Source organism: Mesorhizobium sp. RIZ17 (assembly GCF_051127865.1).
Lineage (GTDB): Bacteria > Pseudomonadota > Alphaproteobacteria > Rhizobiales > Rhizobiaceae > Mesorhizobium > Mesorhizobium humile.
The window spans coordinates 4628260-4647865 of record NZ_CP147861.1 but is presented as its reverse complement, the minus strand read 5'-3'; the positions used below and the strand labels follow the sequence as shown (position 1 = coordinate 4647865).

The window sequence follows — 19606 nt, the reverse complement described above, 5'->3', positions numbered from 1 at the left end:
ATCCTTTCTTATAGCAGCCAAGGGCTAAGGCTATTCGCGGTTGCGTGCTCTTTCGTGCGATATTGGCTTCCTGCCTATCGGAAGCCGGAAGCAGTGAGCGTGTAGGAGTTTCGGCGCTCGCGCGCATATGCTTTGCTGGCGGCGTCCTGGATGGAACTGCGCAGGGCGTCGAATGCCGAAAGGTATGCCGTCTCGGCCGTTTCCCCACCCCCAGCATTGTCGTTAAATGTCCCAAGGGCCTCGACCTCGACGAAGAAGCGAACCTGGAACATACCGTCATGGCCAATGAAGCAGACGGCGTGGCGCGTTTGATCGAAGCTCCGGCTGGGATTTGGAAAGGCGAGCGTCATGGGTTGCCCACCCTTGTTTCGGCATATTCAGTTGCCGGCCGGGCTCTGTTCCATTCCTTTCGAGCCTCGACATTGCGACGGTTGAGATCCAGCATGCTCTTCGTCGCATGCGCACGCGTTAGCCCGACCATCGGAGCGCCGTCGACATGCGCTGGAATTCCAGTGAAGACATGGTAGACCGTCCAGGAATGATCCGCTTCGACGCGGCGGCCGTATTGACGATCCCTGAAGACGTAGGCTGACAGGCCTCCATCGCTTTGCGAACAGCCGGATACGGCCTTGTGACCCGCCTCGATTCCGCCGTTGGTCATGGGGCTGTTCATACCGGTCTTTCCTCGCGTTCCTGCGCGGCAATAATCTCGGAATAAAGCGCCGCACCGTCCGCTTCGGAGATTGTGACCGCGTCCGGCCACTGCGGCATGTTCAGCGTCCTCGCCAGAAGCCGCGCGATCTCGATTGCATCGTCGAGATCGGTCGCCAGCACCGTCTCGCGGCCGATGACGGCATGCGCGTCGTCGGTGAGGCGCGTGCGATAGAATTCGATCACGACCTTCATCGAGACCCGCCGCGCGACGGCATCGAGCCCTTCGCGCTGAGGCCAGTACTGAGGCCAGTACCTTGATTGAACGGGCTCTCAGGCTTGGTCGGAACTTTTTCCTGCGTTGGCTTCCTCACCTCGCGATTGGAGCGCTGCTGTCCCTTGGCCATGTCCGAACGTCCTTTCGATCAGCATCAGGCCGAGGTCCGACGCCGGAGTTCCGGCCGATTCCAGCCTGTCCTCGGTCACCACCCGCTCATGCGGTTCGGTGTCGCTGCGGATGCGGTATTGCGGCGAGTTTTCTTTTGGCGGCAGCGTGCCGGTGACGTGGTAGACTTCCGCGGTCGATGTCCGGAAATCTCCCTTCAGACGGACCGCCTGTCCGATGTCGAACAACCGCGGCGGGGCGCCGTGCCGTATCGGCCGTGTGTTGCGCTGCATAAGGCTTGTCATGATTGTCTCCGGTCGTCATCGAGCGCCGCCTCGAGAGAGGCCGGTTGATCGATACTTTTACCGTGCGAGCCCCACAGTGCGGACGATCGCCGGCAGGTGAATGAAAGCGGCCGCGTTGCGCGGCGCGGGAAAGACCCTTCCAGGCCTTTTCGTCGAGATCAGCAAAATACCCTGCGGTTGCGGCCCGTCTGAAGCGGCAGAGCCGAAGCGACGAACGACGCGAATGGCCACGATTGCAGCTTTCCCGTGAAAACATGCCAGGATGGATTTCCGCATTATTTCGGTCGAACCGCTGGAACGGTTTGCGGTGCTGCCAGTACATCCGTGGTCAGCGCCCTGCATCGTTCCAGGGTTCAAACGAGCAAGCTGCCGCGCCGGAACGACGCAACGCTTCGCTATCGAAAATTCGGAAAGGATTGGCGCGGCTCCGACGGGGCGAAAGCCAAACTCAACCAAATCAACACTTTTTGTATGCGCCTCAATTGCGCTCAAAGCAAGACTTACACGCCTAATATTTTTTTCCCGGATAAATAGAAATCCCAAATCCGGGCCTGAAACAGCGGTAAATCGATTTGCAAGCGCTGAAATCTTCAAATTATTTCACCCAAATATTTTTGGGCTTCCCTGTAATTATTTTTTCACTCCTATCCGCCACATCCAAAGCCATCTATAAGACGGCAGGCTTTTCCCGAAAAGGCCATCGAGAAATCCGAGCACATAGCCGCTATGTGGTCGTCCGGCGCTCCGCTCTCCACTTCCGGCATTGCAACAACATTCGAGGTCGTATCCATGGCCAAGCGGATCTCCCGTGGCTTCGGCAAGTTTGGCGCGACGGAGCCTCAGGCCGCGGTGAAGCCGGCCAGATCGAAACGCATGGAAAATGCCGCGGAGACAATGCGCGGAGCGCTTTTCGCACACGGACGACTCGCCTTGACGCTTTATGTTGCGCTGTGGATTGCAGCTGTGCTGGCGTCGGTATTTGTCCTACGGGCCTGAGCGGGTTCGTCTAGCCGGCGCGAGACCAGAAGGATGCAAGCATGGCAAACCGCTACGCACTGAGGATGGACGAGCCGAACAGTTGGACCGTTTTCGATGTCTTTACCGGCCAACCTGCCGAGTTCGAGCAGAAGCCGACGGTTGGAATCAGGACGCGGCGCGCCGAAAAGCTTGTTGCCAAGCTGAATAGCCAGGACGCCCAAAGGCGCGAACAGGCCGGCAGAACATCCTGATCCGCGCCGATGCCAAAGTTGCCACACCGCAATCCAAGCAGCGCGGCTGGCACGAGCGAAATTTAGCCCTGCAATCATTGTCCGAGTGTGGCTCAACTGCGCCACCGCCTCTATAGGTTGGAGGCTCAGCTTCAGAAGGAGTCCGCCAGCGTGAGCGACGGCCTTTTATCTTCCCTCCGCGCCGCCCTTCCCAACGCCACAGTCTGGGACGCCGCCGCGCTCGCGCCCCGCGATCCCGGCTTCGATCCCCGCAATTTCGGCGCTTCGGCGCTGGTGCGGCCGCGCGATGTCGAGGGAGCCGCGGCCCTGGTGCGTTTTTGTACAGAGCACGACGTCAGCCTTGTCGCGCAGGGCGGGCGCACGGGGCTGGCGGGCGGGGCGGCGACTTCGGCGGGGCAGGTGATCTGCGATCTCGGCAGGCTCAACCAAATCGAGGAGATCGACCCGTTCGCGCGCGTGGCGATCGTGCAGGCGGGCGTGACGCTGGGGGCGCTGCAGGAAGCGGCGGCTGAGCATGGGCTCGACCCGGGCATCGACCTTGCCGCGCGCGGCAGCGCAACCATCGGCGGCATGGTTTCCACCAATGCCGGCGGCATCATGGCGTTTCGCAACGGCACGATGCGCCACCGCGTGCTCGGGCTGGAGGCCGTGCTGCCGGACGGGCGGGTGTTTTCCGATCTCACCCGGGTGCTGAAGACCAGCGCCGGCTACGACCTGAAACATCTCTTTATCGGCGCCGAGGGCACGCTCGGCATCGTTACACGCGTGGCGGTGCGGCTCGACCCGGTGGCCGGGGCCAGCGCCACCGCGCTTGTCGGCGTGCCGGATGCGGCCAGCGCGCAGCGCATCGTGCGGCATTTCTTGGCCTCGACCAGCGCCCGGCTCACCGCTGCCGAGATTCTGTGGCGCAATTTTGCGTCCCTCATGCAGCGGGCGCTGAAGTATGCGCCGGGCAGCCTGCCGCTCGAGGCGCCGTGCCTTCTGGTGCTGGGGCTCGGCGCCGACAATATCGAGGCGGCGCGACACGCGCTCGAGGACGGGCTGGCGGCGATCTGGGAAGAGGCCGGCATCATCGACGGGCTGGTCGCGAGCTCCGAGGCGCAAGCGGCTGCGATGTGGCGACTGCGCGAGGAGACTGAGCAGATCGAGCGCGCGCACCCGATGGCGCCCTCGTTCGACGTCTCCGTGCCGGGCGGCGGACTCGACGCCTATGTGGCGCGCATCGAGGCGGGGCTGAAGCAGGTCGACGCTTCTTACGCGCCTTATGTCTACGGCCATCTCGCCGACGGCAATTTGCACATCTCGATCAATTGCGACGGTCCGGTTTCTCACGAGCGGCACGAGGCGATCGAGGACGTGCTTTACGAGGGGCTGCGGGAGGCCGGCGGCTCATTCTCGGCCGAGCATGGCGTGGGACTCGACAAGCGCGACGCCTATGAGCAGCATGCGGATCCGGTGAAGCAGGATTTGGCGAAGGCGATCAAGCAGTTGGTCGATCCCAACAACATCCTCAATCCCGGGAAGGTTGTGGGGTGATGTTGGCGGGTTGGCGCGAGAGGCTGGCGGGACAGCGCCCCCCTCTGGTCTGCCGACCATCTCCCCCACAAGGGGGGAGATCGGATGTCACGCCGGCTTTCGCCAATCACCGACGTTGCAGAGGTAAGCGCGGCGTCGGATCTGCCCCAAGCGGGGTAGATGTCCGGCAGGACAGAGGGGGCGCCTCGCGCCAGCATCTCAGAAACGCGACTCCTCCCCTACTCGCACTGGCGGCGTGGGCCGCCGTCGAAGGGCTGGTAGGTGTTGTCTTGCGGATCGTAGGAGCGGTAGCGGCTGAAGCAGTAATCGACGTGGTCGCCCGAGACAGCGCGGCCCGACGCCTGGGCGGCCTCAGCATCCGGCGAGATTTCTTCCGGCGGGCCGCCATAGGTTGTGGCGTAGCCGCCGCGTGATGGGGCGTAGCCTTCCATCTCGGCCTGATCATCGCTCATCCAGTCGTCGGTGGTGGCGTTCTGGCGATCGTTCGCTGCTGCCTGATCGTCGGCTTGATCGTTCTGGCCGGTCGAGGCAGTGCGGTCGCCGCCAGGGTCGTAATAGGGTGAGATGCAGGGACGCAACTCGCCACCATAGGAGCGGTAGCTGTTTTCCGCCGGGCGGTAGCTGCGGTAGCGCGTGGCGCACCATTGCAGATGGGCAACGGGCAGTTGCGGCTCGGCCTGCTGGTCGACTGTCGCCGGCCGCTGGGCCGCGCCGGCATCGGGCGTGGGCTGGCCCGGGCCAGAGACGTCGGGCAATGGCTGCAGTCGCGGCGCTACCGCAGGCGCCGGCGCTGCGAGCGCGGTGGTCTGCGCTCCGCTATCCGTTTTGATCGATTGGCCTGGGGCCGGTTCGCCAGTCTTGTCGCCAGTCTTGGCGGGTGCAGCCGCAAGCTGCCGGGCGGGAATGCGTTCAAGGTTCTGCTTCTGCTGATCGACCGGCTGCGCATCCTTCGTCCAGAGCTCGGAAACGCCGATCGCGGGCGTTGCCTGGCGCACCGGCTTGGCGGCGAGCAGCCAGGTGGCGAAGGCAAGCCCGCTGGCAAAAACGATGAGCGTCAGCACGAAGCCGCCGGCAATTCCCAACAAAGCCTTCACGCAACGCTCCTTCAGCTCCCGCTCATAGAATGCAGGGCGAGGAACCCGGTTCCCACAGGAAGAGGGCAATGTTGCGACCAGGCCGCGTTGAACGGGAGGCCCCGCGTGCTCCGGGGAGAAGCAGGCGGGGCCCAAGGATCGCCAGGAAGGCACCTGGCAGGGGACTCTCACTGTGTAGACTTTTGATGATCCAACAGGATCAACGATGATCAAGAGGATCATCGTCAGTGTCGAACTTTTCCTGGACCGCCGCATCCTCCGAACGAAGGAACAGCAAATACTTCGTTCACATGGCGCAGCATTGACGGGTCGGATTCAGCTTGTTTAGCCAGCGTTCATGCCGCCGGTTAGGCCCGGCCACCCAGCATCTTCCCCCGAAACAGAGCTGTCGGGCCGCTTGCTAGCGGCGCCCGGCCCTGCTTTCATAAGTCCACCACCACCTCGGTATACTCCCGCACCCTGCCGTCCTGGCCTCTGATCCGCCAGGTGTCGCCGTCTCGGCCCTCGATATGGCTCGCCGCCAGTGGCACCTTGCCGCCGCCGTCCGGCAGGTCGATGACATAGGTGGGGTTGCATATGCCGGAGAGGCGCCGGCGCAGCTCGGCGACCAGCGCCTGGCCTTCGGCAATCGTTGTGCGGCGGTGCGCCATGCCGCGCGCGAGGTCGCCATGGTGCAGGTAATAGGGTTTTACGCCGAGCCGATACATCAGCTCGCGGCAGAGCTCCTCCAGCATCTCGACCTTGTCGTTGACGCCTTTGAGCAGAACGCTCTGGTTGAGCAGCACGAAGCCCGCCTGCCGCATGGTACGGCAGGCCGCCTCTGTGGCTTGTGTGATTTCCCGCGCGTGGTTGAAGTGGGTCACCACCGTTACCATCAGCCGGCCCTGCAAGGCCTGGACCAGGCCAGCCGTTATGCGCGACGGCAGCGCCACAGGCACACGGGTGTGGATGCGCAGAAGCCTGAGATGCGGGATCGCCTCCAGGCGGGCGCGGATTTCGGCCAGCGCCTTGTCGGGCAGAGATAGCGGATCGCCGCCGGTCAGGATCACCTCGCGGATTTCCGGGTGCCCGGCGATGTAGGCCAGCGCCGGCTCCAGCGCCTCGAGCGTATAGCCGCGGCCGATCGATGTCAGCGACTCCTTACGGAAGCAGAAGCGGCAATAGACGGCGCACTGATAGGTCGGGAACAGAAGCACGCGGTCGGCATGGCGGTGGGTCAGGCGGGGCACCGGGCTGAAGGCGTGGTCGCCGATCGGATCGTCGAGCTCGCCCTCCGCTGCGACCAGTTCGTCGGGCGATGGGATCACCTGGGCGCGGATCGGGTCGGCTGGGTCGTTCCAGTCGATGAGGTCGAGATAGGGCTTTGGCACGCGCACCTTGTGCGCGGCCGCGGCTTCCTGCGCGGCGGCGCGCTCGGCCGGCGAGAGCGGCAGGGACGCCAGGTCGCGGACATGGCGCACGCCGGCGCGGATGTCGTCCTGCCAGGCGGCGTCGGGGGCCGGTTGTTTGAGGTCGGTGGTCATCGCGGCTCTCTGGTTCGCCGTCCCTATCGGCCGGATGGTCGATGTGGTCAACCGCTTACCACGTTACGCCGCGTTCCTTCGCGCACCCTCTGTCCTGCCGGACATCTCCCTCTCTTGGGGGAGATTGGCAGCTTCGGCACCGGCTCTTACTTGGAACACCCTCACCTTTCAAACTTCGCAATCGCCTCCGCCGTCACAGGCGTGAAGAAATTCACCAGATTGCCGTCGGGATCGCGAAACAGCAGCGAGCGATTGCCCCAGGGCATGGTGGTGGGCGCCTGCACCAGCGCGCCGTCGATGAAATCGCCCAGCCGCCGGTACTCGTCATCGACATCGGCGACGCGGAACTCGACGATGGCGCTGCGGTTCTCGGCGGGGCTCGCGACGTGGTCGCCGCCGAAGAGCCGGAGCGTGCGCGTGCTGCCGATCGCCAGCGTGCCGGCTCCCGTGACGAGCTCGGCGAAATCCTCGGTGTAGAGCGTGAGCTTGATGCCCGTGACCGTCTCGTAGAAGGCGACGAGCCGCTTGACGTCGGCGGTGATGATACGGGTTGAAACGAAATTCATCCAAGTCTTCTCCGTGGCTGGCCGACGGACATCTCCGCGGCTGGACGCGCCCGTTCAGGCGCCCTGCCCCGACTTGTGGACCAGGCCTGCTGCCACCATAGTGGCAACAGGAGACATGCTTTGCGCCGTGCCGACAGACTGTTCCAGATCATCCAGATCCTGCGGCGATCGAGCCGGCCGATCACCGCCGGCCAGATTGCCGAAGAGCTCGAAATCTCGCGCCGCTCGGTCTATCGCGACATCGCCGATCTCATCGGACAGCGCGTGCCGATCCAGGGCGAGGCCGGCCTCGGCTATGTGCTCGACCGCGACTACGACATGCCGCCGCTGATGCTGACGCCGGACGAACTGGAAGCGGCGGTGCTCGGCGCGCAATGGGTGGCCGACAAGGGCGACGCTGTGCTGGCCAGCGCCGCGCGCGACCTGATCGCCAAGATTGCCACCGTCGTGCCCGAGCGGCTGCGCCCCTTCGTCAGCAATCCAACCGTCGGCGCGCCGCTCAGCCGCGCGAGCCTGCTGGACGGGCTGGATATTTCGCGGGCGCGAGAATCGATCCGCAAAGGTCACAAGATCCGGATCCGCTACCGCAACGAACGCGACGAAGAGAGCGAACGCGTCATCTGGCCGACCATGATCGGCTATGCCGAGACGGTGCGCCTGCTCGCCGCCTGGTGCGAGTTGCGCCAAGATTTCCGCCATTTCCGCACCGACCGGATATCCGCCGCGATCTTTCTCGACGAGCGTATCGGCTGCCGTCCCGCCGAGTTGCGCAACCGCTGGAAACGGCACATGCAGGCGCAAGGGGTGCGTCTGCCTTGAGCCAGGGGCCGACTTTCGCCGCAATCGACCAGCGCCCTCTTTTCAGGCAATCTCTCCCAGCGGCGATCTTGGGGAGATGATCCACCGCCGAGGGAGGATGCCATGACCAGCACGCAAGCGCTGCCGCGCTATGAGGATGCCGTTGCGCAATTCCGCATCGAGGACGAGATCGCGCGCCTTCACGGCGATCCCGCCACCGGCATCAACGCCTATGTCGAATGCTGCGGCCGCTACACCAGCCAAAACAGGCTGGCGCTGCGCGCGATCTCGGCCGGCGGCGAATTGCGGGAATACTCCTTCGATGATCTGGCCGATATGTCGGGCCGCGTCGGCACTATGCTCAAGGAGCTCGGCGTCGGCCCCGGCGACGTCGTTGCCGGCATGCTGCCGCGCATTCCCGAGCTGGTGGCACTGATCCTCGGCACATGGCGCGTCGGCGCGGTCTACCAGCCGCTGTTCACCGCTTTCGGGCCGAAGGCCATCGAGCATCGCCTGAGCTACAGCAAGGCGAAGCTGGTGGTGACCAACCCCGCCAATCGCGGCAAGCTCGACGAGGTGGAGAACCGTCCGCGCATCGCCACCATCCTTGGCCCCGGCGACACGCTGCCCGCCGGCGACATCGACTTCCGCGCGGCGATTGCAGCCGCCTCCCCCGACTGCGAGCCGGTCATGCGCAAGGGCTCGGACCTGTTCATGATGATGTCGACCTCCGGCACGACCGGGCACCCGAAGGGCGTCCCGGTGCCGCTCAGCGCGCTCATTGCCTTCGGCGCCTACATGCGCCACGCGATCGGGCTTACGCCCGACGACATCTTCTGGAACATCGCCGATCCCGGCTGGGCTTATGGGCTCTACTACGCCATCACCGGGCCGCTGCAGTTGGGCATCGCCACCACCTTCTACGAAGGCGCCTTCAACGCCAAATCGACCTACGACATCATCGAGCGCCTCGGCGTCACCAGCCTTGCCGGCTCGCCGACGGCCTATCGCCTGCTGATGGCGGAAGGGCCGGAGGCGGCGGCCCGCGTCAAAGGCAGGCTGCGCGTGGTGAGCAGCGCCGGCGAGCCGCTCAACCCGGAAGTGATCCGCTGGTTCGACGCCAACCTCGCCGCGCCGATCCACGACCATTACGGCCAGACCGAGAACGGCATGATGGTCAACAACCATCACGGGCTTAAGCATCTTGTCCGCGCGGGCTCCGCCGGTTTCGCCATGCCGGGCTACCGCATGGTGGTGCTGGACGATGCGGGCAACGAACTCGGCCCCAACCAGCCGGGCGTGCTTGCCGTCGACATCGCCAGATCGCCGCTGCGCTGGTTCGGCGGCTATCACCAGGCGGAGACGCCGGCGATCGCCGGCGGCTATTACCGCACCGGCGACACGGTGGAATACGAGCCGGACGGCTCGGTGTCCTTCATCGGCCGGGCCGACGACGTCATCACCTCGTCCGGCTACCGCATCGGGCCGTTCGATGTCGAGAGCGCGCTGATCGAGCATCCGGCGGTGAACGAGGCAGCGGTGGTCGGCGTGCCCGATCCGCAGCGCACCGAGATCGTCAAGGCTTTCGTGGTGCTGGCGCCTGCCTTCAAGGGCAGCGAGGCGCTCGCCGAAGAGCTCGCCCAGCATGTCAAGAAGCGGCTGTCGGCGCATTCCTATCCGCGCGAGATCGAGTTCGTCGGCGAGTTGCCGAAGACGCCGAGCGGCAAGATCCAGCGGTTCCTGCTGAGAAAGGCCGAGGTGGAGAAGCGCAAGACGGAATAAAGATTTGCCGCAGCCCTGATTTCCGCCACGCAAAAGCCGCCAAGTCGGGCGATGGCTGCCAGGGACTCTTGATCGCTAATCTTGGGGTTGCAGCATGCGGTTGGTCTTAACGCTTCTCTTTGCACTGGCGGGCGGCACGGCGCTCGCCGCCTCGCCAGAAGACGATTATATCGCCGCACGCGACAAGGCGATTGCCGATATCACGGCGCAGGCAAGCGCCAACACGGCGATCGAAACTATCGATGCCCAGAACGAAAAGGCGCTTGCCGATCTGCAGCAGCGCCTGGCCGCTATCCTCGGCCCGCTGTCGGTCAAGGGTTTTCCCTCGACCGGCGTCAACAATATCGAAAGCCTCAACTCCTCCGACATCGGCTACGGCATGCTCGACGGGCTGCGATATGCCCAGAGTGACGACAGCCCGAGCATCGTCGCCTCGACACGCGGTCTGACCGAGCGCTGGCTGAAATCCAAATCGGCCGAAGCGGAAGCGGATTTCAAGCTGCCCGCCGATATCGGCGCGGCGCTGAAGCTCGACAGTTTCTACACCCAGGCCATCGGCAGCGACGCGGCCTTCTCGGGCACGCTCGACTTTTCACTGAAGAAGCCCGATGGCGCCGATGCGGTGGTCGCCCGGCTCGGCGGCTGGACACAGGACATCGGGCCGATCTACGACCAGCGCGTCGTGGTGGCGGTCGTCAAAGGCGACCGCGTGCTGATCGCCGAGGCGTCCGCTTCGCCGGCGGTGCCGAAGATCGCCGAATGTGATTCGATCTGGGCGGCTGCGGACGCCGCCGCGCAGAAAGCCCAGCAGACAGATCAGGATGCGAACCAGGACGACGGCTCGGCTTCCGACCCCGCCAACGCCGCCTGGGAAAAGGGCGATGCCGACTACCGCGCCTGCATGGCAAAGCGCCTGCCCGGCGATCCGTCCTTTCCGGCGCTGCTCAAGCAGGCGCAGGACCTTGCCGACGGCATGGCGGGCAAATAGTCCGCCAGACCGGTTACAGGTACGCGGCGGTTTTTCTCAGCTCGCGTTGGCGCGCAGGTTCCGTCGCGGGACACGCCGCGGAGCGGGACGTCCCGCCTCCGCGATGATCCCGTTGGCCGGAGGCGCGGCATCCTTGCGCGATCTGGCGTCCGTCACCCGGTGCAGCCGCTCGTAAGGCAGCAATTCCCGGATGCGGGCATTGAGCGCTTCGACCTCGGCGTGCAGATCCTCGCATTCCTGCTTCTGGATATCGAGCTGGATCTGCTCGGACGCCTGCTGCATCGAAAGCTGTGAGAGATTGGTGCTGACCACCGAGAGGCTCTTCTTGTCGGCTTCGCTCTCTTCCTTGAGAACGGCCAGCCTTTCCTCCGCAATCTGGCGTTCGGTGACGGCATCGCTCAACTGCGCCTTGAGCCCGACGATCTCGGCCGTGGCTTCGCCGTTAGCGGACGAGACCTGATCCAGACGCGACTGCAATTCCCGGATCTCGGCACGCAAACCGCGCATTTCCGCCTGGCTGCGCGCCAATTCGGCGATGCTGTCGCTTTCGGCGATCCGCGCCGCTTCGGCTGTTTCGGCAAGCTTGGCTTGCGTCGCCTCCAGCGTCTTCTGCAGTCGGGTTTCTTCCTTTTCATGGTTGCCGAGTTGGGCCATCAGCTCGGCGATATGGGCGGTTTCGCTGGCGTGGGTTGCCGCGAACTCTTCGAATTTGTGCCGGGCCTCCGCCTCGCGCTTTTGCGCCTGCTCCAGATCGACCGATAGGCCGACCTGCTTTTCGCGCAGCAGCTTGTTCTCGGCGCCGCGTCTGTCGAGTTCTACCGTTTTGGTCGTCAGAGCCTTGACGATCTCGCCGAACTCGGTCTCGCGCCTGGCGCTCTCATTGCCCGTCTCGACCAGCTCCAGCCGCACGGCAGCAAGCGCCGAGCGCAGTTGCTCCCGGTCCTGGACGAGGCTCGCCTCGCGCTGTTGCCAGGCCTCGGCCGCGCCGTCGCGTTCGCGCTGCCTACGGCCGGCCTCGAGCAATTGTTCCGAGAGCGTCTTGTGCTCGGTGGTAAGAGCGAGGTTTGCCAGTTCCAGTTCGTTGGAGCGCAACACGTCGCGATGGAAGACGTTGAGGACCTCACGCGTCATGTGATGCGCGGTCGCGATCTCGGCAAGCTTCGCCTCGATCTCCTGCAGATGCCCCTGCCCATCTCGGAAAAGCCCGGCAACGGCCTCCAGGGCGGCCAGCCGCGTCTGGGTATGCGGCGTCAGCCGCGATGGAGCTGCGTCGGGCTGCTGTTCAGGCGGTGGATTCTCGTCGCTTGCCACCAGTTCCTGACCGGCAACGGCATCGTCCTCCGACGGTGCCTTTTCCTCATCGGCAAGAACGTCCTCGAATGCTTCCGCCAGATCCGATTGGAGCTCCTGAAATTCCTTATCGACGTCCTCGGCCCGCTTGATCAGAGACTTGAAATTCATCACGGCACATCCCTTACGCTTGCCCCCAAGTCGTACTTAACGAATTGCTAATTTATCCCTTTACCTTCCGCTCGGAAAGCCTCTGTAAAAGAAACCGAAATTAAGGTTATCGCCGCTCCCAATCTTATGCGGATCCGCTGCCAAGTGATCCCCTCTTCCGCTCCTGGCGTATCTCAATCTTCTCTCAGGGTATGGGCTGAAACCACGCGCCGCAAAAGAGAAAGACAATGAGCTGCTTGTCATCATTCACATGACCGATGCGAAGACTTTAAAAGCCGCAAACGAGCATAAAGGCAGAGCTCCCCTATCGACCCTACCGTGGAGCGTTCGATGGAGTCGGCCTTTCCACTTACCTCTCGCCGCCTCTTGTTGCCTTCGCCTGCCATCCCGATATTGTCCTGCCGAAGCCGGCCCCGCGCGGGCCGCGAGATAATTGAACAATCGTGGGATGAGATCCTGAACGCCCTGGCGCGTCAGGCAGAGTGGAGATTTGGGAAAGTCGAGATGACGGATCAGAAAACGGAAACCAGGACATTCGAAGCGGACGTCTCGCGGCTGCTGCACATGATGGTGCATTCGGTCTATTCGGACCGGGATGTCTTCCTGCGCGAGCTGATCTCCAACGCGGCGGATGCCTGCGAGAAGCTGCGCTTCGAGGCGGTGAGCCGGCCCGAGCTTTTGGGTGACGACGCCAAGCCGCGCATCACGATTGCCGCCGATCCGGACAACAAGGAGCTTGTCGTCGAGGACAACGGCATCGGCATGAGCCGCGACGAGATGGCCGAGGCACTGGGCACCATCGCGCGCTCCGGCACGCGCGCCTTCATAGAGCGCGTCGAGACCGGCAAGGCGGCGGCCGACACGCAGCTTATCGGCCAGTTCGGCGTCGGTTTCTACTCGGCCTTCATGGTCGCCGACCGGGTCGACGTCATCAGCCGCCAGGCCGGCAGCGACGAGGCCTTCCGCTGGTCGTCCGACGGCAAGGGCACCTACGAAATCGCGCCGGCGCCGCTCGAGGCGGCGCCCAAGCGCGGCACGCGAGTCGTGCTGCACCTGATGGAAGACGCTTCCTCCTACACCACGCCCTATCGGCTCGATAGCCTGGCGAAGACGCAGTCGGGCCATGTGCCGGTGCCGATCACGCTTGTCGAAAAACCCGGCGCCGAGCCGCGCGACATCGCCGACGGCACGGCACTGTGGGTGCGGCAGAAGAGCGAGATCAAGCCCGAGGAATATACCGACTTCTACCGCAGCATCGCCGGCCAGTATGACGAGCCGGCTTCCACGATCCATTTCCGCGCCGAAGGCCGGCAGGAATACAGCGTGCTCGCCTTCGTGCCTGGATCGCGGCCGTTCGACCTGTTCGACCAGGACCGCAAGGGCCGCATGAAGCTCTATGTGCGGCGCGTCTTCATCACCGACGACGCCGACGTGCTGCCGCGCTACCTGCGCTTCGTGCGCGGGCTGGTCGATTCGGCCGACTTGCCGCTCAACGTCTCACGCGAGATGATCCAGGAAAGCCCGCTGCTCGCCTCGATCCGCAAGGGCGTGACCAACCGCGTTCTCGGCGATCTCGTGAAACTCGCCGAAAACAATGCCGAAGCCTATGCGAAAATCTGGGAGAACTTCGGCGTCGTGCTGAAGGAAGGCCTCTATGAGGATTACGAGCGGCGCGAGCAGTTGCTGAAACTTGCCCGCTTCCGTTCGACCGCTTCGGGCGAAGGCTGGCGCAGCCTTGCCGACTATGTGGCGGCGATGAAGGAAGGCCAGAAGGCGATCTTTTTCATGGCCGGCGACGACCGCGCCCGGCTGGAGGCCTCGCCGCAGCTCGAAGGTTTTCGCGCGCGCGGCATCGAGGTGCTGCTCCTCACCGATCCTGTGGACAGTTTCTGGGTGACGATGACGCCGGAATTCGACGGCAAGCCGTTCAAGTCGGTGACGCAGGGCGCGGCCGAGCTTGCCGATGTCCCGTTGCCCGAGGATGCGGCGAAGCCGGATGCCGAGACGTCATCGGACATCGCGGCGTTCCTCGCCTTCGTGAAGACGACGCTTGGCGAGGAGGTGTCGGACGTGAAAGCCTCCGACAGGCTGACCGAAAGTGCCGTCTGTCTGGTCGCGCCGGAGCATGGCCCCGACCGCCAGTTCGAGCGCCTGCTCAACGCCGCCGGCCGGCTCGACAAGGCCGCCAAGCCGATCCTCGAGATCAACCCGCGCCATGAGCGCGTCGCGGCGCTGGCAAAACTCGGCGACGACGAAAAGGCGTTCAAGGAAGACGCAGCGCACCTGCTCTATGACGAAGCCCGCGTGCTCGACGGCGACAAGCCGGCCGACGCCAGGGCCTTCTCGGCGCGCCTGGCGCGGCTGATCGATCGCGGCTTGGCGAAGGGGTGAGCCCCGGCGCAGCGCTTGAGTGGCTTGCCGGCGTCCAGCGGTAACTGGGCGCTGGCACATTTCCGACAGGCCGCTAAGCTGTATCGGGTATTCCCCGGTGGAGTGAGCGGCAGGAGCCTCCCGATGAAGCGCATCGTTCTCGTCAGGCACTCGGAAGAACCGGGCGACGACCATGTCCAGACGACGCTCATGGCCAACGGCCATGCGGTCACGACCGCAATGCCGTTCAAGGGCGAGGCGATCGATCTCGACGCTGTCGACGGGGCCGTGATCTATGGCGGCCCGTTCAACGTCTTCGACACCGACGAACATCCATTCCTCGACCACGAGGCCGCGCTCATCGAGCACTGCCTTTCGAACGACCTGCCGCTGCTCGGCATCTGCCAGGGCGCGCAGCAGATCGCTTGGCACCTCGGCGCCGATGTCGGGCCGGTGGAAAGCGGCATCAGGGAGTTCGGCTATTTCGAGATCAGGCCGACGGCCGAGGCCGGCGACTTCCTCGATCGGCCGCTCTTCCTGCCCCAAAACCACTTCCATACCTTCGCCCTGCCGGCGGGCGCCGTGCACCTCGCCTCGAGCGAGACCTTCCCCAACCAGGCGTTCCGGATCGGCGACAAGACCTATGCGCTGCAGTTCCATGCCGAGCAAGGCCCGCCGGGTTTCCGGCGCTGGCAGGACCGGCAAGGCGCGCCCTACGGAACGCTCGGCGCGCAGGACCGGGACGAACAGGACCGGCTGATGGAAGCCCACCACGCGGCGCAACTTGCCTGGTTCAGCGGCTTTGTGACCAAGCTGTTCGGCTGAGGCGCTTTTGGTGGGAATTCGCCTATGAACATAGACGGTTTCTGCGATCCGCGTTTTGCCGGGGTGCGCGACGCGTTCGCCTGGTGTTTCGCTGAAGGCCTCGAGCATGGCGGCGGCGTCTCGGTCGTGGCCGAGGCCAAGACCGTCGTCGATCTTTGGGGCGGCCATGCCGATGCCGCGCGCACCCGGCCGTGGCGGCGCGACACGCTGGTCAATGTCTGGTCTTCCACCAAGGGCGTCGTGGCGCTGGCGATCGCCATGCTGATGGAGCGCGGCAAGCTGGACTATGCCGCGCCGGTCGCGCGCTATTGGCCGGAATTCGCGGCCGGCGGCAAGGAGCGCGTCACACTCGACCAGGTGATGTCGCACCGGTCCGGGCTGAACGGTCTCGCCGTGCCGATGGACGAGGCAGGCATGCTCGCCTGGACGCCCTATATCGACGCGCTTGCCGCCATGGCGCCGCTATGGGAACCCGGCAGCCGCTGTATCTACCACGCCCTAAGCTACGGCCATCTTGCCGGCGAGTTGGTGCGGCGTGTCGACGGTCGCAGCATAGGCCGCTTCATCGCAGAAGAGATCGCGGATCCGCTTGGAGCCGATTTCCATGTCGGCCTGCCCCAAGCCGAGGACTCCCGGGCCGCCGAGATGATCGAGGGACCGAAGACCTCCGACTGGGTCGACTTCGTGCGCGCTTCGCCCTTCCCCCACGCATGCGACAACCCAACGCCCCGCGCCTTGGCGCCCAACGACCGCGCCTGGCGCGCCGCCGAGGTGCCGGGCGGCAACGGCCAGTCCACGGCGCCTGCGCTGGCGCGTATCTACGGCATGATGGCGGCGGGCGGGACCTTTGAGGGCAAGGCCCTGACTGGCCGCGCGGCCATCGAAGAAGCCGCCATGCCGCGCTTTCGCGGCATGGACGACAGCTTCGCGCTGCCAGCCGCGTTCGCTGCCGGCTTTCAGATCGAGGATCCTGTCTATGCCGGCCGCGCATCGCCGCAAGCATTCGGCCATACCGGCTGGGGCGGCGCCATCGGCTTTGCCGACCCCGACGCCGGCGTGGGGTTCGGTTACGTCACCAACCGTATGGTGGGGTTCGACGATGTGGACCCGCGCCGCAAGGCCCTGATCGACGCCGTCTACGACGCGCTTTGAGTTACGTCTCTAGCTCCTCAGCCCTGGCGCTTCCTGGCCGGTGCGCGCGACATATTCGGTGTAGCCACCGCCATAGGTGTGGATGCCTTCGGGCGTCAGCTCCAGCACGCGGTTCGACAGCGCCGCCAGGAAATGGCGGTCGTGCGACACGAAGAGCATCGTGCCTTCATATTGCGACAGCGCCTCGATCAGCATCTGCTTGGTCGTGATGTCGAGGTGGTTGGTGGGCTCGTCGAGCACCAGCAAATTGGGCGGATCGAACAGCATCAGCGCCATCACCAGCCGCGCCTTCTCGCCGCCCGAGAGCACGCGGCACTTCTTCTCGATCTCGTCGCCGGAAAAGCCGAAGCAGCCGGCCAAAGCCCTGAGCGGCGCCTGGCCGGCCTGGGGGAAATTATCCTCAAGCGTCTGGAAGACTGTGCGCTCGCCGTCGAGCAATTCCATGGCGTGCTGGGCGAAATAGCCCATCTTGACGCTCGGGCCGCGCGCGACGGTACCCGTGTCGGGCTCGGAGGCGCCGGCGACCAGCTTCAGCAGCGTCGACTTGCCGGCGCCGTTGACGCCCATCACGCACCAGCGCTCCCGGCGTCGGATCTGGAAGTCGAGGCCCGAATAGATCGAACGGCTGCCATAGGATTTGTGGATGCCCTTCAGCGTCGCCACGTCCTCGCCGCAGCGCGGCGCCGGCTGGAACTCGAAGGTCACCGTCTGGCGGCGCTTCGGCGGCTCGACGCGGTCGATCTTGTCAAGCTTCTTCACCCGGCTCTGCACTTGAGCTGCGTGAGAAGCGCGCGCCTTGAAACGCTCGATGAAGGCGATCTCCTTGGCCAGCATCGCCTGCTGGCGTTCGAACTGCGCCTGCAATTGCTTGTCGGCGAGAGCCCGCTGCTCCTGGTAGAATTCGTAATTGCCGGAATAGGAGGTGAGCGCGCCGGCATCAATCTCGATGATCTTGTTGACGATGCGGTTCATGAACTCGCGGTCGTGCGAGGTCATCAAGAGCGCGCCGTCGTAATCCTTGAGGAACTTCTCCAGCCAGATCAGGCTTTCGAGGTCGAGATGGTTCGACGGCTCGTCGAGCAGCATGACGTCGGGCCGCATCAACAGGATGCGGGCCAGCGCGACGCGCATCTTCCAGCCGCCGGAGAGCTTTGAGACGTCGCCGTCCATCATCTCCTGGCTGAAGCCGAGGCCGTCCAGCACCTCGCGCGCCCGGCCGTCGAGCGCATAACCGTCGAGCTCTTCGAAGCGGTGCTGCAATTCGCCATAGCGCTCTATGATTGCGTCCATCTCGTCGGCGCGGTCCGGATCGCCCATGGCGTGCTCGAGCTCGCGCATCTCGGCCGCCACGGCGCTCACCGGCCCGGCGCCCTCCATGACTTCAGCGACGGCACTCATGCCGCCCATATCGCCGACATCCTGGCTGAAATAGCCAATGGTGACGCCGCGATCGACCGAGACCTGGCCTTCGTCCGGCTGCTCCTGACCGATGATCATGCGGAACAATGTCGTCTTGCCGGCGCCGTTCGGACCGACAAGGCCGACCTTCTCGCCTTTCTGCAAGGTAGCCGAGGCTTCGATGAAGACGATCTGTCGGCCGTTCTGCTTGCCGATATTTTCAAGACGGATCATGGGGCGGTCCGGGAAACTGCGCTGACGTGGCGGGATTTGCCCGGGCGTGTACGCGAATGCAGGCGGTAGGGGAAGAGCGCAAACGCCGCAGATGCGCCTCCTTGCATTTGCCGATTGAACGCGGCGCAGCAGGATCAAGGTTCCTCGCCCCACGAAGGTGGGGAGAGGTGGCTCGGCAAAGCCGAGACGGAGAGGGGAACGCCCTACGAAGGCCCCCTCTCCGTCCGCTTCGCGGACACCTCTCCCCCGCCTTTGGCGGGGGCGAGGAACCCAAGCCTTCAAGACCGGCGGGACAGCACCCCCTATGTCCTGCCGGGCATCTCCCCACTTGAGGAGAGATCAGCAGCTTTGGCGCATCACTCTACTTCGCGTCGTGGAAGATGATGCCCACGGTGTGTCGTTGTCCTGATCTCAACCGGCTGACGCCGTGGCGCAGGTTGACCCGGTAATACCCCTTGGTTCCCTGCACCGGCCGATTGTGCACGGCGAAGATCACCGCATCGCCGCGCTTGAGCGGCACCACCTCGGCGCGGCTTTGCATGCGCGGGCGTTGCTCGGTGAGCACAAACTCGCCGCCGGTGAAATCCTCGCCGGGTTCGGACAACAGGATTGCCACTTGCAGCGGAAAGGCGAGCGTGCCGTAGAGGTCCTGGTGCAAGCAGTTGAAGTCGCCGGGGCCGTATTGCAGCAGAAGCGGCGTCGGCCTGGTCTGGCCTTCGTCGTGGCATCGCTTCAGGAAGGCGGCGTGGTCGGAGGGATAGCGCTGCGCAACACCCATCTTCTCGTTCCAGTCATTGGCGACCGTGGCGAGGCGCGGATAGAGGGCTGTGCGCAGGCCCTCGATCAGGTCCGGCAGCGGATACTTGAAGTACCGATATTCACCCTTGCCGAAGCCATGGCGGGCCATCACAACATGGCTGCGGAAATGCTCTTCATGCGGGTAGAGGCCGGCGACATCGGCGCATTCTTCCGAAGACATCAGGCCGGGCATGACGGCGCAGCCCTGGGCATTGAGATCTGACACCAGCGCGCGCCAATCCTGCGCCGCGACGCGGGATTCGGCCGAGCGGCTGGCGCGCTTGGTGTTGAGGGAATGGATGGTCATGGGTGCCTCCTTTGCTTGGTGTCAAAGTGGGGCGGAGACGATGTTGGAACCACCCGATACATGACAAGATGGCGACGCGCCGACTTCCCCTTCTCCCCCTTGTGGGAGAAGGTGGCCTCGCGAAGCGAGGTCGGATGAGGGGTGTTGGAAGGAATGAGGCGGCGGCAATTTCACACTTGTTGCCAAGCTTGAACACCCCTCATC

The 19606-nt window shown here is 64.5% G+C and carries 20 protein-coding genes; 9 read left to right on the top strand and 11 right to left on the bottom strand.

The annotated features are described in order from the left end of the window. Window positions 1–74 precede the first annotated feature (74 nt). From WDX12_RS22305 to WDX12_RS22285, 5 genes are all read right to left on the bottom strand, one after another. Window positions 75–350: a DUF1488 domain-containing protein gene (locus WDX12_RS22305; RefSeq protein WP_434722037.1), complete on the bottom strand. Its 276-nt coding sequence runs from the start codon at window positions 348–350 to the stop codon at window positions 75–77. Next, on the bottom strand, window positions 347–673 hold the full coding sequence (locus WDX12_RS22300; protein ID WP_434722036.1) for a hypothetical protein: 327 nt from the start codon (window positions 671–673) through the stop codon (window positions 347–349). Before WDX12_RS22300 ends, WDX12_RS22305 begins: the two co-directional genes overlap by 4 nt. Continuing rightward, window positions 670–906 (bottom strand): hypothetical protein, encoded by a 237-nt coding sequence (locus tag WDX12_RS22295; RefSeq protein ID WP_434722035.1) that lies wholly within the window; start codon window positions 904–906, stop codon window positions 670–672. The genes WDX12_RS22300 and WDX12_RS22295 overlap by 4 nt, the downstream gene beginning before the upstream one ends. Window positions 907–984: 78 nt before the next feature. Further along, entirely contained in the window at window positions 985–1341 is a 357-nt protein-coding gene (locus WDX12_RS22290; protein ID WP_434722034.1) for a hypothetical protein, read from the bottom strand. Between the two features lie 57 nt (window positions 1342–1398). Next, window positions 1399–1935 carry a hypothetical protein gene (locus WDX12_RS22285; protein WP_434722033.1) on the bottom strand — a complete coding sequence of 179 codons (537 nt, stop codon included), beginning with the start codon at window positions 1933–1935 and terminating at the stop codon, window positions 1399–1401. 195 nt (window positions 1936–2130) lie between these two features. On the opposite strand from WDX12_RS22285, the gene WDX12_RS22280 reads away from it, so the two are divergent. The 3 genes from WDX12_RS22280 (at window position 2131) to WDX12_RS22270 (ending at window position 4106) form a co-directional block, all read left to right on the top strand. Next, window positions 2131–2337, top strand: coding sequence for a hypothetical protein (locus tag WDX12_RS22280; protein ID WP_320296194.1), 207 nt, complete (start codon window positions 2131–2133; stop codon window positions 2335–2337). Window positions 2338–2378: 41 nt separating this feature from the next. Further along, on the top strand, window positions 2379–2570 hold the full coding sequence (locus WDX12_RS22275) for a hypothetical protein (RefSeq protein ID WP_434722032.1): 192 nt from the start codon (window positions 2379–2381) through the stop codon (window positions 2568–2570). Between the two features lie 150 nt (window positions 2571–2720). After that, window positions 2721–4106: an FAD-binding oxidoreductase gene (locus WDX12_RS22270; protein ID WP_434722031.1), complete on the top strand. Its 1386-nt coding sequence runs from the start codon at window positions 2721–2723 to the stop codon at window positions 4104–4106. Between the two features lie 218 nt (window positions 4107–4324). Here the strand turns inward: WDX12_RS22270 and WDX12_RS22265 are convergent, their stop codons facing one another. The 3 genes from WDX12_RS22265 to WDX12_RS22255 all read right to left on the bottom strand — a co-directional run bounded on the left by WDX12_RS22265 (window position 4325) and on the right by WDX12_RS22255 (window position 7289). Continuing rightward, window positions 4325–5200: a BA14K family protein gene (locus tag WDX12_RS22265; protein WP_434722030.1), complete on the bottom strand. Its 876-nt coding sequence runs from the start codon at window positions 5198–5200 to the stop codon at window positions 4325–4327. A 422-nt stretch (window positions 5201–5622) separates the two neighbouring features. Beyond that, window positions 5623–6723 (bottom strand): KamA family radical SAM protein, encoded by a 1101-nt coding sequence (locus tag WDX12_RS22260; protein ID WP_434722029.1) that lies wholly within the window; start codon window positions 6721–6723, stop codon window positions 5623–5625. A gap of 161 nt (window positions 6724–6884) precedes the next feature. Further along, window positions 6885–7289 carry a VOC family protein gene (locus WDX12_RS22255; RefSeq protein WP_320296199.1) on the bottom strand — a complete coding sequence of 135 codons (405 nt, stop codon included), beginning with the start codon at window positions 7287–7289 and terminating at the stop codon, window positions 6885–6887. A 120-nt stretch (window positions 7290–7409) separates the two neighbouring features. Here WDX12_RS22255 and WDX12_RS22250 point away from each other — a divergent pair, with 120 nt between their 5' ends. From WDX12_RS22250 to WDX12_RS22240, 3 genes are all read left to right on the top strand, one after another. After that, window positions 7410–8108, top strand: coding sequence for a helix-turn-helix transcriptional regulator (locus WDX12_RS22250; RefSeq protein WP_320296200.1), 699 nt, complete (start codon window positions 7410–7412; stop codon window positions 8106–8108). A 102-nt stretch (window positions 8109–8210) separates the two neighbouring features. Beyond that, window positions 8211–9869 carry an acyl-CoA synthetase gene (locus WDX12_RS22245; protein WP_434722028.1) on the top strand — a complete coding sequence of 553 codons (1659 nt, stop codon included), beginning with the start codon at window positions 8211–8213 and terminating at the stop codon, window positions 9867–9869. Window positions 9870–9963: 94 nt separating this feature from the next. Then, a complete protein-coding gene (locus WDX12_RS22240) occupies window positions 9964–10857 on the top strand; it encodes a hypothetical protein (protein WP_320296202.1) in 894 nt (297 codons plus the stop codon). A 36-nt stretch (window positions 10858–10893) separates the two neighbouring features. Here WDX12_RS22240 and WDX12_RS22235 read toward each other — a convergent pair whose 3' ends face one another. Further along, window positions 10894–12318, bottom strand: coding sequence for a hypothetical protein (locus tag WDX12_RS22235; protein ID WP_434722027.1), 1425 nt, complete (start codon window positions 12316–12318; stop codon window positions 10894–10896). Window positions 12319–12822: 504 nt separating this feature from the next. Here WDX12_RS22235 and htpG point away from each other — a divergent pair. The 3 genes from htpG to WDX12_RS22220 all read left to right on the top strand — a co-directional run bounded on the left by htpG (window position 12823) and on the right by WDX12_RS22220 (window position 16665). Then, complete coding sequence (gene htpG / locus WDX12_RS22230) at window positions 12823–14709, top strand: molecular chaperone HtpG (protein ID WP_434722026.1); 1887 nt, start codon at window positions 12823–12825, stop codon at window positions 14707–14709. A 123-nt stretch (window positions 14710–14832) separates the two neighbouring features. Continuing rightward, window positions 14833–15513, top strand: coding sequence for a type 1 glutamine amidotransferase (locus WDX12_RS22225; RefSeq protein WP_434722025.1), 681 nt, complete (start codon window positions 14833–14835; stop codon window positions 15511–15513). Window positions 15514–15537: 24 nt separating this feature from the next. Beyond that, the gene (locus WDX12_RS22220; protein ID WP_434722024.1) at window positions 15538–16665 is read left to right on the top strand and encodes a serine hydrolase domain-containing protein; all 1128 of its coding nucleotides are present in this window, start codon (window positions 15538–15540) and stop codon (window positions 16663–16665) included. A gap of 9 nt (window positions 16666–16674) precedes the next feature. On the opposite strand, the gene WDX12_RS22215 is transcribed toward WDX12_RS22220, so the two are convergent. Together WDX12_RS22215 and WDX12_RS22210 are read right to left on the bottom strand one after the other, a co-directional pair. Beyond that, window positions 16675–18297 (bottom strand): ABC-F family ATP-binding cassette domain-containing protein, encoded by a 1623-nt coding sequence (locus WDX12_RS22215; RefSeq protein WP_434722023.1) that lies wholly within the window; start codon window positions 18295–18297, stop codon window positions 16675–16677. Between the two features lie 361 nt (window positions 18298–18658). Further along, the gene (locus WDX12_RS22210) at window positions 18659–19402 is read right to left on the bottom strand and encodes a 2OG-Fe(II) oxygenase (protein WP_434722022.1); all 744 of its coding nucleotides are present in this window, start codon (window positions 19400–19402) and stop codon (window positions 18659–18661) included. Window positions 19403–19606: the final 204 nt, after the last annotated feature.

Bases quoted from the DNA above. Each gene is read 5' to 3' on its own strand.
- WDX12_RS22305 (WP_434722037.1), bottom strand. From the start codon at position 350: ATGACGCTCGCCTTTCCAAATCCCAGCCGGAGCTTCGATCAAACGCGC.
- WDX12_RS22300 (WP_434722036.1), bottom strand. From the start codon at position 673: ATGAACAGCCCCATGACCAACGGCGGAATCGAGGCGGGTCACAAGGCC.
- WDX12_RS22295 (WP_434722035.1), bottom strand. From the start codon at position 906: ATGAAGGTCGTGATCGAATTCTATCGCACGCGCCTCACCGACGACGCG.
- WDX12_RS22290 (WP_434722034.1), bottom strand. From the start codon at position 1,341: ATGACAAGCCTTATGCAGCGCAACACACGGCCGATACGGCACGGCGCC.
- WDX12_RS22280 (WP_320296194.1), top strand. From the start codon at position 2,131: ATGGCCAAGCGGATCTCCCGTGGCTTCGGCAAGTTTGGCGCGACGGAG.
- WDX12_RS22275 (WP_434722032.1), top strand. From the start codon at position 2,379: ATGGCAAACCGCTACGCACTGAGGATGGACGAGCCGAACAGTTGGACC.
- WDX12_RS22260 (WP_434722029.1), bottom strand. From the start codon at position 6,723: ATGACCACCGACCTCAAACAACCGGCCCCCGACGCCGCCTGGCAGGAC.
- WDX12_RS22255 (WP_320296199.1), bottom strand. From the start codon at position 7,289: ATGAATTTCGTTTCAACCCGTATCATCACCGCCGACGTCAAGCGGCTC.
- WDX12_RS22245 (WP_434722028.1), top strand. From the start codon at position 8,211: ATGACCAGCACGCAAGCGCTGCCGCGCTATGAGGATGCCGTTGCGCAA.
- WDX12_RS22240 (WP_320296202.1), top strand. From the start codon at position 9,964: ATGCGGTTGGTCTTAACGCTTCTCTTTGCACTGGCGGGCGGCACGGCG.
- WDX12_RS22235 (WP_434722027.1), bottom strand. From the start codon at position 12,318: ATGAATTTCAAGTCTCTGATCAAGCGGGCCGAGGACGTCGATAAGGAA.
- htpG (WP_434722026.1), top strand. From the start codon at position 12,823: ATGACGGATCAGAAAACGGAAACCAGGACATTCGAAGCGGACGTCTCG.
- WDX12_RS22225 (WP_434722025.1), top strand. From the start codon at position 14,833: ATGAAGCGCATCGTTCTCGTCAGGCACTCGGAAGAACCGGGCGACGAC.
- WDX12_RS22220 (WP_434722024.1), top strand. From the start codon at position 15,538: ATGAACATAGACGGTTTCTGCGATCCGCGTTTTGCCGGGGTGCGCGAC.
- WDX12_RS22215 (WP_434722023.1), bottom strand. From the start codon at position 18,297: ATGATCCGTCTTGAAAATATCGGCAAGCAGAACGGCCGACAGATCGTC.
- WDX12_RS22210 (WP_434722022.1), bottom strand. From the start codon at position 19,402: ATGACCATCCATTCCCTCAACACCAAGCGCGCCAGCCGCTCGGCCGAA.